Raw genomic sequence first — 13888 nt, forward strand, 5'->3', positions numbered from 1 at the left:
GCGCCTGGTTTGCTCGAAGCGGCCTTTCGTCGCGCCGCCCCAGACTGCGAAGGCGTTACCCCGAACGCGGTCGCCTGGCCGGCCGGCCGGGACAACGGGTCGAAGGTAGCGGCCGCCGGTGCGCCCGTGAACACGGCCATCTGCGCCGCGAGCGCCTGTTCCAGCAGCAGCGCCTGACGCGCCGCCGGCACCGCGAGCGCATCCAGCACCGCGCGCACCGCGGCTATTGGGCCTGCGCCCTCGCGCGTTGATTGCTCAGGCGTCGGCACCGCGCCGCTCCCGGATAAGTTCCAGATGCACCAGCATCTGGCCGAGCGTGAGGCCGGCCACCTCGTCGGGCGTCCAGCCGAACTCGGCCGACAGCAGGTGCGCGGCACGTACCAACGGGTCCGCCGCCGCCTGCTGCACGGTGCCGTCTTCCAGCACGATGCCGCTGACGCGATTCACCTCGCGCAGCAGGAATTCGAGCAGCCCCACCGGCAGCGCGTTGACCTGCGAGAGCGTGAGGCGCGGCTCGTCGAGCGCCGACTGCACCATGAGCGCCGACAGCAACTGGTCGTTGTCCTTGGCGGCGCGGGAAATCAGCGTGAGGTCGCGCACGGTGAGCGGACGCAGGCGCACGCGGCCGTCCGCGGGCGCGGTCGGGCCAAGCAGCGTCGGCGGCACCGTCACCTCGTGGGTGAGGGCGCCGCCGGCCAGCAGGTCGTCGGCGGAAAGCATCGGTCAGTCCGCGTCAGGCGCCTTCGTCCCCAACGGTCAGAAACAGCGCCTGAAACGCCGCCGATTCCATGACGAAATCATCCTCCGGCAGCGTGTAGGACCACTGGTCGAGCTTGACGCCGTGCAGCGTGAGGGTGGATTTCACCCCCGGCACGGCGGCGTTTTCCGCCAGCAGGGTGATGTTGAACGACGGCTGCGCCCAGGACTGCGCCGGCCGGCCGTCGGCCGCCTCGCCGAGCAGCAGGCGCAGCAAAGCGCCGTTCAGGTACGCACGCTGGATGGTGCCGCGCACCGACACGTTGCCCGGACGCAATTCGGTCGCGTAGCGCTGGCCGAGCTCGTTGAAGGCGCGCACCTCGGCGCGAACCTCCAGCGTGACGCCGGTGGCGCGGCCGATGGTGACCAGATCGTTGGCGTCGATGATGCCCTGAGCGACCTCGGCCTCCTTGCCGTTCGCCGCCACGGTGGACAGCGTGATGGAGCCGTCGGCCCCGGTGTAGACGCTGGTATTGGCCATGGGTAGTTACTCCGGGGTTGGAATCAGGACAGCGCCAGCGTGACGCGGATGTAATCGATGCTGAAGGTCGGCTGCATGGCGACATTGACGACGCAGCGGCCGGCCACTTCATCGGCCCGCGTGGCGGTGACGTCCAGCGTGTAGCCGGTGAGCTGCTCGTCCACCAGCATGGTGGTGAGGAAGCTGTCGAGCGCGCCCTTGAGCGCCTTGCGCACGCGCTCGTTGTTCAGGCGCCCGACGAAAGGATTCGCCACGCTGCGGATGCCGGCCTTGGCGTAATCGACGATGCGCCGGGTGGTGATCTGCGCGAAGGCCGCGCCCTCGGTGGTGACGCCGCGCACCACGCGGATGCCCTGGCGGCTTTCGAGCGCCAGCACGTTGCCGGAAACGAGCGCCTTGAGTTCGCCGTAGCCGTACTTGCGGCCGAGGCGTGTAACGCCCGGCAGGGTCTTGTTGGTGGGGCTGGCCTGCGGCGCGAGCGACGCGATGAGCCCCGCCACCGCAGCGGCGGTGTACTGGCCCGGCAGCACCACCTCGCTGCCGTCCGGATCGAGCCCCACGATGGCAGGCGTGGCGAGCACCAGACGCTTGTCGGCATTGGCCTGCGCCACTACGTCTGCTGGCGCCGCGTTCGCCACGAGGTCCGAGCCGATAATGCCGACCACGTCACGCGCGTTGGTCTCGGCGCTGTTGACGGCCGCCTTCAGCAGCGTGGTGGCCGCGGACGTAGCCAGCTCCGGCGCCACCAGGATGTTGATCTCGTCCTTGAGCAACTCGTCGGCCGCATCGGCGAAATCCTGCGCGGTGGCGCCAGCCCCCAGCGCGTGTGCGTAGACGGTGCTGGCGCCATTCCGGAACAGCAGCTCCAGGCTGCGCATCAGGTTGAGCGTACCGGCGGCGACGGGGTCCGACGGCGCCCACAGCGCCTTGGCATCGTCGAGGTTCGACAGGATGTGTGTCACGCCGAGCGCATTGGCGACGCCAGACGCCGCAGCCGCGGTACCGACGATGCCGACGTTGCCGAAGGCCACGCCCTTGGGCGCGATGAGGCCTTCCGCCTGCACGCGGATGAAGGTGCCGGGGATGATCTGTTCAGCGAAGTTCTCTTCCATTGCACGGGCCTCCGGGGCGAGCGTTAAACAAGTTCCAGCAGGCGCACGCGGTGAAAGCGCGCACCGTTGTTGCCATGGGTGAAAAAGCCGATCTCGCCGGCTGGGACAGGTTCATCGGTGTGGACTTCGAGCGTCTGCACGCCGTCGAGCGCGACGCGCAGCGTGTGGTCGAACGCCGTCAGAGCGAGCGTGTGGCGCCGGCCGACCGAAAAACCGGCGCTCGCTGGAGTCCCGATCACACTCCACGCCGGGCCGGCCTTGCGCCCGAACAGGTGATAGCCGTTGGCCTGCGAGGCCAGAAAGTGCCAGCGATCGGCGCCGGTACGGCCAAAGACGAGGCCTACCCCTTGCGCCGTGGCGGACTCGAACTCCACCACCGCAATGAAGCGCGCGAGCGCCAGCGGCGCGCCGCCGACCCGCGACAGCAGCATGCTGCCGGCCTTGCGCGGATCGTCGGCGCCGAGCGCACCGCCCTGCGTGGTGGCGGTCTGCACGAGAGCCCTCGATGCGCCGTCAAAGCTCCAGACACCGGCGGGCGAACCGGCGTCCAGGTCGGTATCGTTGGCCGCCGCAAACTCGGCCAGCGGCTGCGGCTGGCCGGCCAGGGTGCGGGCGGCGAGGTCAAATCGGTAGCGCGCGCGGTACGGCGTGACGTTGGTGTCGATACCCAGATCGAGCGTATCGATGCGGCCTTCGCTTGCTGTCGGCAGGTGGCGGTACTCGAAGCGCAGGTCGAACCGCGCCAGCCGCGGATCGGCGCTTGGCTCGTCGCGACGACGCAGACGCTCGATGCCCTGCGCGCGCAACGCGCCGGGCTGCTGGGTCAGAAAGGTGCCAGTGAGTCCCCGCAGGTAGTCGACCGCCGCCGCGTCCGAGCCACCGTCGACGCGCAGCTCGACCACCGCGTCGAGCAAGCGGGCGCGAATGGCACCGCGCGGAGCCGGATGTTCACCGACATAACCGCCCAACCCTCGCGGACGAAGGGTGTTGGGCCACACGCGCATCTGCCGCGTAAGCCCGCCAGGCGGCGGCGGCCAAGGCAGGGCCGCGACTGTGGCGTCGAGCGCCGCGAGGGCTGCCTCCGCTTCCGCATCCGCCATCGCCTAACCTCCCCCGAGCCATGCACCCCAGTGTTGACCAGCCCACGCCGCAAGGCGACGTGCCGGATCAGGTTCGGATCGGGTCGATGCTACCACCGCCCTACCGACCAAATGTTCACGGTGCGCAAGATGACATGGGTGATTGTCGAGTGATGTCAACCAGTGCACAGCGGGGTCCGACGCATGTACCGTCGGCAGTTTCCAGATGGCAAGAAAGATCATGGCCACGTGGGCAATCGGCGACATTCAGGGCTGTTTCGACGAGTTCGAGGCGCTGCTGCGCGCCATTGACTTTCGGGCCGATCGCGACCGGCTGTGGCTGGTCGGCGATCTCGTCAACCGCGGCCCGCAGTCGCTTGAGGTCCTGCGCTTCGTACGCGCGCTCGGCGACACCGCAATCACGGTGCTCGGCAATCACGACCTGCACCTGCTGGCAATCGCCGCCGGGCAAGGCCAGATCAAGCGCGGCGATACGCTGCAAAGCGTGCTCGACGCGCCGGACCGGGATGCGCTGCTCGACTGGCTGCGGGCACGGCCGCTGTTTCACTTCGACGCCAGTCTGGGCGCGGCGATGGTGCACGCGGCGCTCGCGCCGGGCTGGGGCATCGCCGATGCCATGGCCCGCGCCAGCGAGGTTGAGACCGCGCTGCGGCAGGGTTCGGACGCCTACTTCCGGCACATGTATGGCGAAACCCCGCACCGCTGGGACGATGCGCTATGCGGCGCGCAGCGCCTGCGGGTAATTACCGATTACTTGACGCGGGTCCGCTTTTGCCGCACGGACGGCACCTACGATATGCGCGCCAAGGGCCCGCCCGGCACGCAGCCGGACGGGTTCCTGCCGTGGTACGACCTGCCTGCCCGCGCGAGTGCCGGCACGCCGATCGTGTTCGGCCATTGGTCGGCGGCCGGCGTGATCGCGCGGGACGACGTTTACGCGCTCGACACCGGCTGCGTCTGGGGCCGGCAACTGAGCGCGCTCAGTCTCGACGAATGGCGCTGGGTGAGCGTGGACTGCGCGCGCCACGGCCGCGACCACGGGTAGCATTACGCACTGCCCTGCAACGCCACGGACGGCGTTTTCGGCTCCAACCACCTGAGGAGAACCCGATGAACGCCATCCAGCGCCCGCCCCTTCCCGCCTTCGACTGGCCCGGCCAGCAGGACAGCGTCACCCGCGTGCCCGGCCGGGTGTTCGTCGACCCGGACATCTACGCCCTGGAGCAGGAGCGCATCTTCCGCGGGCCGGTGTGGAATTACGTCGGGCTCGACGTCGAGATTCCAAACCCGGGCGACTTCAAGACGGCGCAGGTGGCGGACACGCCGATCATCGTCAGCCGCGATCACGACGGCAGCATCCACGCCTGGGTGAACCGCTGCGCGCACCGCAACGCCAAGATTTGCCAGGACAAGCTCGGCCACACGGACAACTTCTACTGCGTCTACCACCAGTGGACGTATGACCTGACCGGCAAGCTGATCGCGGTGCCGTTCGCCCGCGGCATCGGCGGCGAGGGCGGCATGCCGGCCGACTTCGACATGAACGCCATCCGGCCGAAGAAGCTGCGGGTCGAGAACTTCTGCGGCGTGCTGTTCGTGAGCTTCAGCGACGACACGCCGCCGTTCGAGGACTACGTCGGGCCGCACGTGGCGAAGTTCATGCGCCGCGTGTTCAATCGGCCGATCAAGATCCTCGGCCACCAGCACCAGCACATGCGCGGCAACTGGAAGCTGTATGCGGAAAACCCGCGCGACGGCTACCACGCGAGCCTGCTGCACCTGTTCTTTGCCACCTTCGGCCTGTTTCGTGCCAGCCAGAAAGGCCAGCTGCACATTTCCGAGGACGGCCTGCAGACCTGCTTTTACACCTACGTGGGCAAGGAAGACGAGGCCGCCCGCCAGCAGGGCATGAAGGAAGCCGCCCACACGTACCAGGAAGGCACCTACAAGCTCGAAGACCCGAACCTGCTCAAGGGCAAGATGGAGTGGGACGACGGCATCAATCTGGTGATCATCGACGTGTTCCCGATCATGATGATGCAGCAGATCGCAAACGTGCTGAACATCCGCCAGTTCGAGCCGCACGGCCCGGACGGCGTGACCGTGCATTACACGTTCTTTGGCTACGCCGACGAGGAGCCGGAGCTCACCGACATGCGCCTGAAGCAGATCAACCTGATCGGCCCCGCGGGTCTCGTGTCCATGGAGGATGGACTCGCCATCGAGATCGTGCAGCAGGGCATCGCCAGGGACGGCGGCACCGAAGCCATCATCGAGATGGGCGGCAAGACCGTGGCGCCGGACACCACCTTCATGGCGAGCGAAGACCCGGTGCGCGGCTTCTGGAACGGCTACCGGCGCCTGATGGGCTTGTAATCGTTACTCGACCGGCGCGGCCTGGGCCGTGTCGGTCGTGGAGCGGGACCGCAGGTCGACCAGCACCTGCGCTGCATCCGGCAGCGCAAGACCCGATGTCGCCTCTGCGTGCAGCAGCGGCGCCAGCGTGGTGCGCAGCACCGTGAACAGGCGCGGGTTGCCCGCTTCCTGCGCGCGCAGCAGCGCCTTCATCTGCTGACGCTGGCGGGTGGACGCGTCGCAGGTTGGGCAGTTGTCTGGAATCACCGGCAGCGGGCCATTTTCGGCAAACGCCTCGGTCTGCCGCTCGCGGGCGTAGACCAGCGGGCGGATCACGCGCAGGTCGCCGTCGTCGTTGACGTACCCCGCCGGCATGGCGCGCAGCTTGCCGCCGAAAAACGCGTTCATCAGGAAGGTCTCGGCCACGTCATCGAGGTGATGTGCCAGCGCCAGCGTGCCGTAACCGTGCTCGCGCGCCAGGCCGTACAGCTTGCCGCGGCGCATGCGCGAGCAGAACGCGCACAGCGTGCGGCCCTCGAACGAGCCCTTGGCGGCCCGCGCCAGGCTGTACGTGGCCTGGTGGTACGGCACGTCAAGACTCTGCATATATGCCGCCAGCGGACTCGGGTCGTAACCCGGCATCTGCGGGTCGATGTTGGCGGCGCCGACCTCGAAACGGATCGGCGCGCGGGCCTTCAGGTGCAGCAGCACATGCAGCAGCGACAGGCTGTCCTTGCCGCCCGACACGCCGACCAGGATGCGGTCGCCGTCGCGGATCAGGTCGAAATCGCGAATCGCCTCGGCGGCGGCGGTGACTAGGCTGCGCGGCGGCTTCAAGGCGGCATTCATGGCGGCAACACGGACTGGAACGGCGGTGGCCAATTGTCCCACAGGCCCCGAACGAGGCAGCGTGGGACAATCCGCCCGCACAAATTCAGGAGGAGACCATGACCGTCAGCAAAGTGACCAACGTCTACTACGTGGTGCCCGACATGGGCGCCGCAGTGGCGTTTTACCGCGACACGCTCGGCCTTAACGTGAAGTTCCAGGACGGCGAGAAGTGGACGCAGTTCGACGTCGGCGGCACGCAAGTGGCGATCGCGACGCCGGCACCCGGCCAGGTGGACGCAGGCAAGAACGCCACGGTGGTTCTGCAGGTGGACGATCTGGCCGCGACGCGCGCAGATCTCACTGCCCGTGGCATCGCCGTGAGCGAGGTGATCGGCATGGGCAATCACGGCAGCTTCTTCACCTGCCGCGATCCGGCCGGCAACGTGGTGCAGTTCTTCGCCCGCGCGTGAGCGGCACCAACGCCGCCCGGCGCGGGCACGCGCGCTACCAGTGCGGCAGATGTTTCCAGCCGGCAACCAAACCGATCAGCTTGGCAATGCCAAGCCCGGCTGCCACCAGCAACAGGACGCCACCGAGCAGCACGCCAAACGGCCCGAGCGTGAAGATGGTGATGGCCCCGCAAGCTGCCATCGTGAGGGCCACGACGAATGCGTCATCCATGGAAGGCACCTCCTTCTGTCAGTCTGAATGCCCGACGCGGTCGCGGCCGGTCGGCTGCGCACCACCCCGGACGGGATGAGCATACGCCTGTTGTGGCGCCGCAAACCGCAGCCAATGCCGCGCGCGACGGCGGCCGGTACAATGCCAGCCAATCGTCGCAATGAGCCATCGCCGCGATCGGGCGTCGCCATTGCCGCCCTCCCCACCGGCAGCCGTGCCAGGGCGCCAGGAACTCTTCGATGAACAAGCCTTCCGAACCGGCCGTGCCGCAGATCGCCGACGTCCAGGGCTCGCCCGACACGCGCCAGCTCGACATCGACCGCGTCGGCATCAAGGGCATTCGCCACCCGGTGCGCATCCTCGCCCGCAGCGGCGCCGACCAGCACACGGTCGCCAACTTCAACATGTACGTGCACCTGCCCCACAACTTCAAGGGCACGCACATGTCGCGCTTTATCGAGATCCTGAACGGCCACGAAGACGAAATTTCGCTCGGCAGCTTCCGCCAGATGCTGCGCGAGATGTGCGAGCGCCTGGAAGCGCGCGCCGGGCACATCGAGATGAGCTTCCCGTTCTTCGTCAACAAGGCGGCGCCGGTCACCGGCGTCACCAGCCTGATGGATTACCAGGTCAGCTACATCGGCGAGATCGTGCACGGGCAGGCCGAGCGCCTCACGGCCAAACTGGTCATTCCGTGCACCAGCCTGTGCCCGTGCTCGAAGAAGATCTCCGACTACGGCGCCCACAACCAGCGCACGCACGTCACGCTGACCGCGCATTTGCGCACGCCGGTGTGGATCGAGGAGCTGATCGAACTGGTCGAGGCGCAGGCGTCGAGCGAGCTGTACGGACTGCTGAAGCGTCCCGACGAGAAGTTCGTCACCGAGCGCGCCTACGACAACCCGAAGTTCGTCGAAGACCTGGTGCGCGATATTGCCGGCGCGCTGAATGCCGACGAGCGCCTCGCGGGCTACGTGGTGGAAGCCGAGAACTTCGAGTCCATCCACAACCACTCGGCCTACGCGCTGATCGAGAAACCGATCGCGGGTTGAGCGTCAATACTTGCGCTTCAGGACCAGCGTGTCGTGCTCGTGCTCAATGCGCGTGCGTGACAAGAAGGACATGCCGAGCAGCGCACGGCTCGGCTGATCGCCACGAATCACGCCGGCCTGCACGTTAGGGATACGAATGGCGCCTACCGACACCTCGCGCAGGGTCACGAACCAGGACTCCGTGATGCCGCTGGCGGTCTCGACCAGACGCCGTTCGCCCACGCGGTAGTCGATACCAAGACGGCGCGCGGTGGCGTCGTTCATGGCCACCGTGGTGGCGCCGGTGTCGACCAGAAATTCCACCGGCTTGCCGTTGATGCTGCCGGTGGTCACATACATGCCGCCGTCGCTTTGCGCGATACGCACAGTGGCGGTCTCGGCGCTCTGAATGGCGCCGCCGGCACGCCCGCCCAGCGGCACGCTCTGCGTCCGGCCTTCAATCTCCACCTTGGCGGAGGCGCCGTCGAGCGCCACCAGGCGCACGCCTTCCGGACTCGCCTGCCCCACGCGCAGCGTGCGCCGCACGCCATCCACCTGCAGCACGGCACTCGCGCCGAGGATGGCCTGAAGTTCGATCAAGGGCTCGGCCGCCGCCGCGCCGGCCAGCAGCGCCAGCGCGGCGCAGGAAAGCGTGCCGGCGCGGTGCATACGAACCACCCTACCGACGCCGCGCACGTTCAGGCGCCCAGACGCGCCTTGACGCGCCGGCTCACGTCCGCCATGTCGGCGCGGCCCTGCACCTTGGGCCGCAGCTGCGCCATCACGGTGCCCATGTCGCGCGCGGACTGCGCGCCGCTGGCGGCGATGGCGTCGGTGACGAGTTGTTCGATTTCCGCCTCGCCCAGCGCCTCCGGCATGAACTCCTGCAGGATGGCGAGCTCGACGCGTTCCTTGTCGGCCAGATCGGTGCGGCCGGCGGCGTCGAACTGCGTGATGGATTCCCGCCGCTGCTTGACCATCTTGTCGATCACCGCCAGCACCTGCGCGTCGTCGAGCACGATCCGCTCGTCGACCTCGCGCTGCTTGATGGCGGCGGTGATCAGTCGCAGCGTGCCGAGGCGCTCCCGATCGCGGGCGCGCATGGCCGCCTTGACGTCCTCATCAAGGCGCTGCTTCAAGGACATGGTCAGCCCAGACGCGCACCGCGCACGCGCCGCACGCTGCGGCCGGCGCCACGGGACACCTTCTTCTGATGCCGTTTCACCGCCGCCGCGGCCTTGCGCTTGCGTTCCTGGGTCGGCTTTTCGTAGAACTCGCGCCGGCGCGATTCAGACAACACGCCCGCTTTTTCGCAGGTCCGCTTGAAGCGGCGCAGGGCAACGTCGAAGGGCTCGTTCTCGCGCAGTTGGACGACCGGCATGCAGTGACCTCAATGTGACCCCGGCGGCCGGGGCTGGGAAAAGTGCTAGATTCTAACGGCACATACCCCGTCGACGGAAGCCGCGCACTGGCCGGCCGCCTTTCCCCTGTCCTTGCGTGCTGCCCCCATGCTGGTCCTCGGCATAGAAACCTCCTGCGACGAGACCGGCCTTGGCCTCTACCACAGCGAGCACGGCCTGCTCGGCCACACCCTGCACAGCCAGGTGGCGATGCACGCGGTGCACGGTGGCGTGGTGCCGGAACTCGCCTCGCGCGATCACCTGCGCCGCACCATCCCGCTGCTGCGCGACCTGCTGGCACAGACCGGCACCGGGCTGGCGCAGCTCGATGGCGTTGCCTACACCGCCGGCCCCGGCCTGATCGGCGCGCTGCTGGTCGGCAGCAGCATCGGGCGCAGCCTGGCCCACGCGCTCGGCATTCCGGCGGTCGGCGTGCATCACATGGAAGCGCACCTGCTCTCGCCGCTGCTGGATGCCACGACGCGGCCGTCGTTTCCGTTCCTGGCGCTGCTCGTTTCCGGCGGGCACACGCTGCTGGCGCAGGTGGACGGCCTTGGCGCCTACACCATTCTTGGCGAGTCGGTGGACGACGCGGCCGGCGAGGCCTTCGACAAGACCGCCAAGCTGCTCGGCCTGCCCTACCCCGGCGGCCCGGCGCTGGCGCGACTGGCGCAGGACGGCGACGGCGCGCGCTTCACCCTGCCGCGACCGATGACGGCCAAGCCGGGACTCGATTTCAGCTTCAGCGGCCTCAAGACCCAGGTGCGTCTGCTGGCCGAGGCCCACCCCGCGCCCGAACACCGCGCCGACATCGCCCGCGCCTTCGAGGACGCCGTGGTCGACACGCTGCTCATCAAGTGCCGCCGCGCGCTCGCGCAGACCAGCCTCGACACGCTGGTCGTAGCTGGCGGCGTCAGCGCCAACCGCCACCTGCGCGCCGCGCTCGACGCCGCGGCAAGGCACGATGGCTTTGCCGTGCTGTACCCGCCGCCCGAGCTGTGCACGGACAACGGCGCCATGGTGGCGTTTGCGGGCTGCCTGCGTCTGCTCGCCGGCGAGCACGTGGATGCGGACTGCGGCGCCCGCGCACGCTGGCCGCTCGCCGATCTTGCGGCGGCGTCCGGAACGGGCGTTTTGCTATAGTCGGCCGGCCATGCAGAACACCCCAAAAAACGGCCTGATAGACCCCTACGCGCGGCGCATCGAGTACGTGCGCGTGTCGGTCACGGACCGCTGCGACCTGCGCTGCAACTACTGCATGCCGAAGGGATTCGACGGCTTTCACGAGCCGGACGAGTGGCTCAGCTTCGACGAGATCGAGCGCGTGGTCGGTGCCTTCACGCGGCTTGGCGTCGAGCGCATCCGGCTGACCGGCGGCGAGCCGCTGGTGCGCCACAAGCTGCCGGACCTTGCCGCGCGCCTGTCGGCGCTGCCCGGGCTGCGCGATCTTTCGCTGTCCACCAATGCGGTTCGCCTCGACAAATACGCCGTGGCGCTCAAGGCGGCCGGCGTCGGGCGCGTCAACGTCAGCCTCGACTCGCTCGATCCGGAGCGTTTCGCGCAGATCACCGGCGGCGGCAAGCTGCACAAGGTGCTGCGCGGCCTCGACGCCGCACGTGCGGCTGGCCTCGCGCCGGTCAAGATCAACATGGTGGCGATGGGTGGCGTCAACGACGACGAAATCGAGGCCATGGTGGCGTTCTGCGCCGAGCGCGACTTCACGCTGCGCCTGATCGAGACCATGCCGATGGGCGACACCGGCCGCAACGCCAGCGGGCAGTACCTCAACCTGCAAACCGTGCGCCAGCGCCTTTCCGAGCGCTTCGAGCTGATCCCGGACATCGCGCCCGGCGGCGGGCCGGCGCGCTATTACCGCGTCGCCGGCAGCCAGACCCGCATCGGCTTCATCACGCCGATCTCGCAGCACTTCTGCGAAACCTGCAACCGCGTGCGCCTGGCCGCCGACGGCACGCTGTACATGTGTCTGGGCCAGGACCACAGCTACGCGCTGCGACCGTTGCTGCGCGGCGGCGCGAGCGACGCCGAGCTCGAGTCTGCCATCCGCACCGCCATTGATCTGAAGCCCGAGCGGCACGAGTTCCGCGAGAAGCCGGAAAAAGTCATCCGCTTCATGTCGATGACCGGCGGCTGAGCGCCGGCAGCTCGTTCACGCCACGCCGCGGATCACCGCCAGAAACGCCTCCCCGTAACGCTCCAGCTTGGCGGCGCCGACGCCGTTGATCTGCGCCAGATCCGCCGGCGTCTGCGGCCGCTCGGCGGCCATCTGCGCCAGCGTCGCGTCGTGGAAGATCACGTAGGCCGGCATGCCGTGGGCGTCCGCCAGCCGCCGTCGTTCGGCGCGCAGCGCCTCGAACAGGCTCTGCCCGGCGCTCGCCAGCACCGGTGCCGCACTGCCCTTGCGCCGGCGCCGCTCGCGCACCGCACTCTCCTCGCGCAGATGAAGGCGCTGCTCGCCGCGCAGCACCGGCCGCGCCGCGTCGGTGAGGCGCAGGCCGCCGTGGCCGTCGATCTCCACGCTCACCAGGCCGCGCGCCGCGAGCTGGCGGAACAGTGAGCGCCACTGCGCCGCCGAGCGCTCCTGCCCGCGACCGTAGAGCGCGAGCCGGTCGTGGCCGAGGCTCGCGATGCGCGGATCATCCCCGCCGCGCAGCACATCGATCAGATAGCCCACGCCAAAGCGCTGCCCGGTGCGGTACACACACGACAGCGCGAGCTGCGCCGCCTCGGTGGCGTCGCAGCTGGTCGGCGGGTCGAGGCAGTTGTCGCAGTTGCCGCAGGGCGTCGGGAGTTGTTCGCCGAAGTAGCCCAGCAGCGCCTGGCGCCGGCAGCCGGTGCTCTCGGCGAGGCCCAGCAGCGCGCTGAACTTGGCCTGCTCCACGCGGCGGCGCTCTTCGGGCGCATCGCTGGCTGCCAGCAACTGGCGCGTGCCGACCACGTCCGACAGGCTGTAACCGAGCCAGGCGTTGGCCGGCAGACCGTCGCGCCCGCCGCGGCCGGTCTCCTGGTAATAGCCCTCGACGTTCTTCGGCAGCCCGAGATGCGCCACGAAGCGCACGTCCGGCTTGTCGATGCCCATGCCGAAGGCCACCGTCGCCACCATCGTCAGGTCATCCTCGCGCAGGAAGCGGCGCTGGTTCGCCGTGCGCGTCTCGGCCGGCAGACCGGCGTGGTAGATCAGCGCCGGGCGGCCGTGGCGCTCCAGCCAGTCCGCCGTCTCCTCCACCCGCCGGCGGGTTGGGCAATAGACGATGCCGCTGTCGGTGCGGTGGTGCGCGTCCAGAAACGCCAGCAGCTGCTCGCGCAGGCCCTCGCCCTGGCGGATGTGGTAGCGGATGTTCGGGCGATCGAAACTCGCCGTGAACACTGCCGCAGCGGTGAGCCCAAGGCGCTGCACGATGTCGCGCTGCGTCGGCCCGTCGGCGGTGGCGGTCAGCGCCAGCCGCGGCACGCCGGGAAAGCGCTCGCCGAGCACACCAAGGCCGAGATATTCCGGCCGGAAGTCGTGCCCCCACTGCGACACGCAGTGCGCCTCGTCGATGGCGATCAGCGCCACCGGCACGCGTGCGAGCAGCTCCAGCGTGCGCTCGCCGACCAGGCGCTCGGGCGCCATGTAGACCACCTTGAGGCGCCCGGCGAGCAGGTCGCGCTCGATAGCCGCCGCCTCGCCGGCCGGCAGGCCCGAATGCAGCGCCGCGGCGGCCACGCCAAGCTCGCGCAGCGCCGCCACCTGATCGTCCATCAGCGCGATCAGCGGCGACACCACCACGCCCACGCCATCGCGCACCAGTGCCGGCACCTGATAGCACAGCGACTTGCCACCGCCGGTCGGCATGATCACCAGCGCGTCGCCGCCACCGACGACGTGATCGATGATGGCCGCCTGCCGGCCACGGAAGGCGTGGTAGCCGAAGACGCGGGTGAGAATTTCGAGCGGTATGGACATGCTGGCGGCGATTATCGGGTGCCGGCGCACCCCCGACCAGCGCGAACAGCCGCAATGCCAGCGCGGCGTTACCATGCGCGCCGACCCACGCCGCCCGGATGGCGAAACAGGTAGACGCAAGGGACTTAAAATCCCTCGGCCTCGCGGCCGTGCCGGTTCGATTCCGGCTCCGGGCAC

The 13888-nt window shown here is 68.9% G+C and carries 17 protein-coding genes and 1 tRNA gene; 7 read left to right on the forward strand and 11 right to left on the reverse strand.

What is annotated here, in order from left to right; all coding sequences use genetic code 11:
• The 5 genes from AB7F93_RS13245 to AB7F93_RS13265 all read right to left on the reverse strand — a co-directional run.
• Positions 1-218 (reverse strand): hypothetical protein (locus AB7F93_RS13245; protein ID WP_428303382.1); only part of this gene is annotated, 218 nt, incomplete at its 3' end.
• A gap of 37 nt (positions 219-255) precedes the next feature.
• A complete protein-coding gene (locus AB7F93_RS13250; RefSeq protein ID WP_428303383.1) occupies positions 256-720 on the reverse strand; it encodes a hypothetical protein in 465 nt (154 codons plus the stop codon).
• A gap of 13 nt (positions 721-733) precedes the next feature.
• Complete coding sequence (locus tag AB7F93_RS13255; RefSeq protein WP_428303384.1) at positions 734-1237, reverse strand: hypothetical protein; 504 nt, start codon at positions 1235-1237, stop codon at positions 734-736.
• 23 nt (positions 1238-1260) lie between these two features.
• Positions 1261-2349: a phage tail sheath C-terminal domain-containing protein gene (locus AB7F93_RS13260; RefSeq protein WP_428303385.1), complete on the reverse strand. Its 1089-nt coding sequence runs from the start codon at positions 2347-2349 to the stop codon at positions 1261-1263.
• Positions 2350-2372: 23 nt separating this feature from the next.
• The gene (locus tag AB7F93_RS13265) at positions 2373-3263 is read right to left on the reverse strand and encodes a hypothetical protein (RefSeq protein WP_428303386.1); all 891 of its coding nucleotides are present in this window, start codon (positions 3261-3263) and stop codon (positions 2373-2375) included.
• Between the two features lie 406 nt (positions 3264-3669).
• On the opposite strand from AB7F93_RS13265, the gene AB7F93_RS13270 reads away from it, so the two are divergent.
• A complete protein-coding gene (locus tag AB7F93_RS13270) occupies positions 3670-4494 on the forward strand; it encodes a symmetrical bis(5'-nucleosyl)-tetraphosphatase (RefSeq protein ID WP_428303387.1) in 825 nt (274 codons plus the stop codon).
• A 65-nt stretch (positions 4495-4559) separates the two neighbouring features.
• A complete protein-coding gene (locus AB7F93_RS13275) occupies positions 4560-5825 on the forward strand; it encodes an aromatic ring-hydroxylating oxygenase subunit alpha (protein WP_428303388.1) in 1266 nt (421 codons plus the stop codon).
• A gap of 3 nt (positions 5826-5828) precedes the next feature.
• On the opposite strand, the gene AB7F93_RS13280 is transcribed toward AB7F93_RS13275, so the two are convergent.
• Positions 5829-6653 carry an ATP-binding protein gene (locus AB7F93_RS13280; RefSeq protein ID WP_428303389.1) on the reverse strand — a complete coding sequence of 275 codons (825 nt, stop codon included), beginning with the start codon at positions 6651-6653 and terminating at the stop codon, positions 5829-5831.
• 98 nt (positions 6654-6751) lie between these two features.
• On the opposite strand from AB7F93_RS13280, the gene AB7F93_RS13285 reads away from it, so the two are divergent.
• Entirely contained in the window at positions 6752-7105 is a 354-nt protein-coding gene (locus tag AB7F93_RS13285) for a VOC family protein (RefSeq protein WP_428303390.1), read from the forward strand.
• A 34-nt stretch (positions 7106-7139) separates the two neighbouring features.
• On the opposite strand, the gene AB7F93_RS13290 is transcribed toward AB7F93_RS13285, so the two are convergent.
• On the reverse strand, positions 7140-7316 hold the full coding sequence (locus AB7F93_RS13290; protein WP_428303391.1) for a hypothetical protein: 177 nt from the start codon (positions 7314-7316) through the stop codon (positions 7140-7142).
• Between the two features lie 239 nt (positions 7317-7555).
• On the opposite strand from AB7F93_RS13290, the gene folE2 reads away from it, so the two are divergent.
• The gene (gene folE2, locus AB7F93_RS13295; protein WP_428303392.1) at positions 7556-8368 is read left to right on the forward strand and encodes a GTP cyclohydrolase FolE2; all 813 of its coding nucleotides are present in this window, start codon (positions 7556-7558) and stop codon (positions 8366-8368) included.
• A 3-nt stretch (positions 8369-8371) separates the two neighbouring features.
• Here folE2 and AB7F93_RS13300 read toward each other — a convergent pair whose 3' ends face one another.
• The 3 genes from AB7F93_RS13300 to rpsU are packed head-to-tail and all read right to left on the reverse strand — an operon-like array spanning position 8372 to position 9728.
• Positions 8372-9016 carry a retropepsin-like aspartic protease family protein gene (locus AB7F93_RS13300; RefSeq protein ID WP_428303393.1) on the reverse strand — a complete coding sequence of 215 codons (645 nt, stop codon included), beginning with the start codon at positions 9014-9016 and terminating at the stop codon, positions 8372-8374.
• A 29-nt stretch (positions 9017-9045) separates the two neighbouring features.
• Positions 9046-9492, reverse strand: a complete 447-nt coding sequence (locus tag AB7F93_RS13305; RefSeq protein WP_428303394.1) for a GatB/YqeY domain-containing protein — start codon at positions 9490-9492, stop codon at positions 9046-9048.
• 2 nt (positions 9493-9494) lie between these two features.
• A complete protein-coding gene (rpsU, locus tag AB7F93_RS13310) occupies positions 9495-9728 on the reverse strand; it encodes a 30S ribosomal protein S21 (protein WP_428303395.1) in 234 nt (77 codons plus the stop codon).
• A gap of 127 nt (positions 9729-9855) precedes the next feature.
• Here rpsU and tsaD point away from each other — a divergent pair, with 127 nt between their 5' ends.
• Complete coding sequence (gene tsaD / locus AB7F93_RS13315) at positions 9856-10890, forward strand: tRNA (adenosine(37)-N6)-threonylcarbamoyltransferase complex transferase subunit TsaD (protein ID WP_428303398.1); 1035 nt, start codon at positions 9856-9858, stop codon at positions 10888-10890.
• Between the two features lie 10 nt (positions 10891-10900).
• A complete protein-coding gene (gene moaA, locus AB7F93_RS13320; RefSeq protein WP_428303396.1) occupies positions 10901-11899 on the forward strand; it encodes a GTP 3',8-cyclase MoaA in 999 nt (332 codons plus the stop codon).
• Positions 11900-11914: 15 nt separating this feature from the next.
• On the opposite strand, the gene recQ is transcribed toward moaA, so the two are convergent.
• Positions 11915-13711 carry a DNA helicase RecQ gene (recQ, locus tag AB7F93_RS13325; protein ID WP_428303397.1) on the reverse strand — a complete coding sequence of 599 codons (1797 nt, stop codon included), beginning with the start codon at positions 13709-13711 and terminating at the stop codon, positions 11915-11917.
• A 92-nt stretch (positions 13712-13803) separates the two neighbouring features.
• Between recQ and AB7F93_RS13330 the strand changes: the two genes are divergently transcribed.
• Positions 13804-13887: transfer RNA gene (locus tag AB7F93_RS13330), tRNA-Leu, on the forward strand.
• The last annotated feature ends 1 nt before the right edge of the window (position 13888 follow it).

The sequence above is a fragment of the Immundisolibacter sp. genome, assembly GCF_050250495.1.
In the GTDB taxonomy this organism is placed as follows: domain Bacteria; phylum Pseudomonadota; class Gammaproteobacteria; order Immundisolibacterales; family Immundisolibacteraceae; genus Immundisolibacter.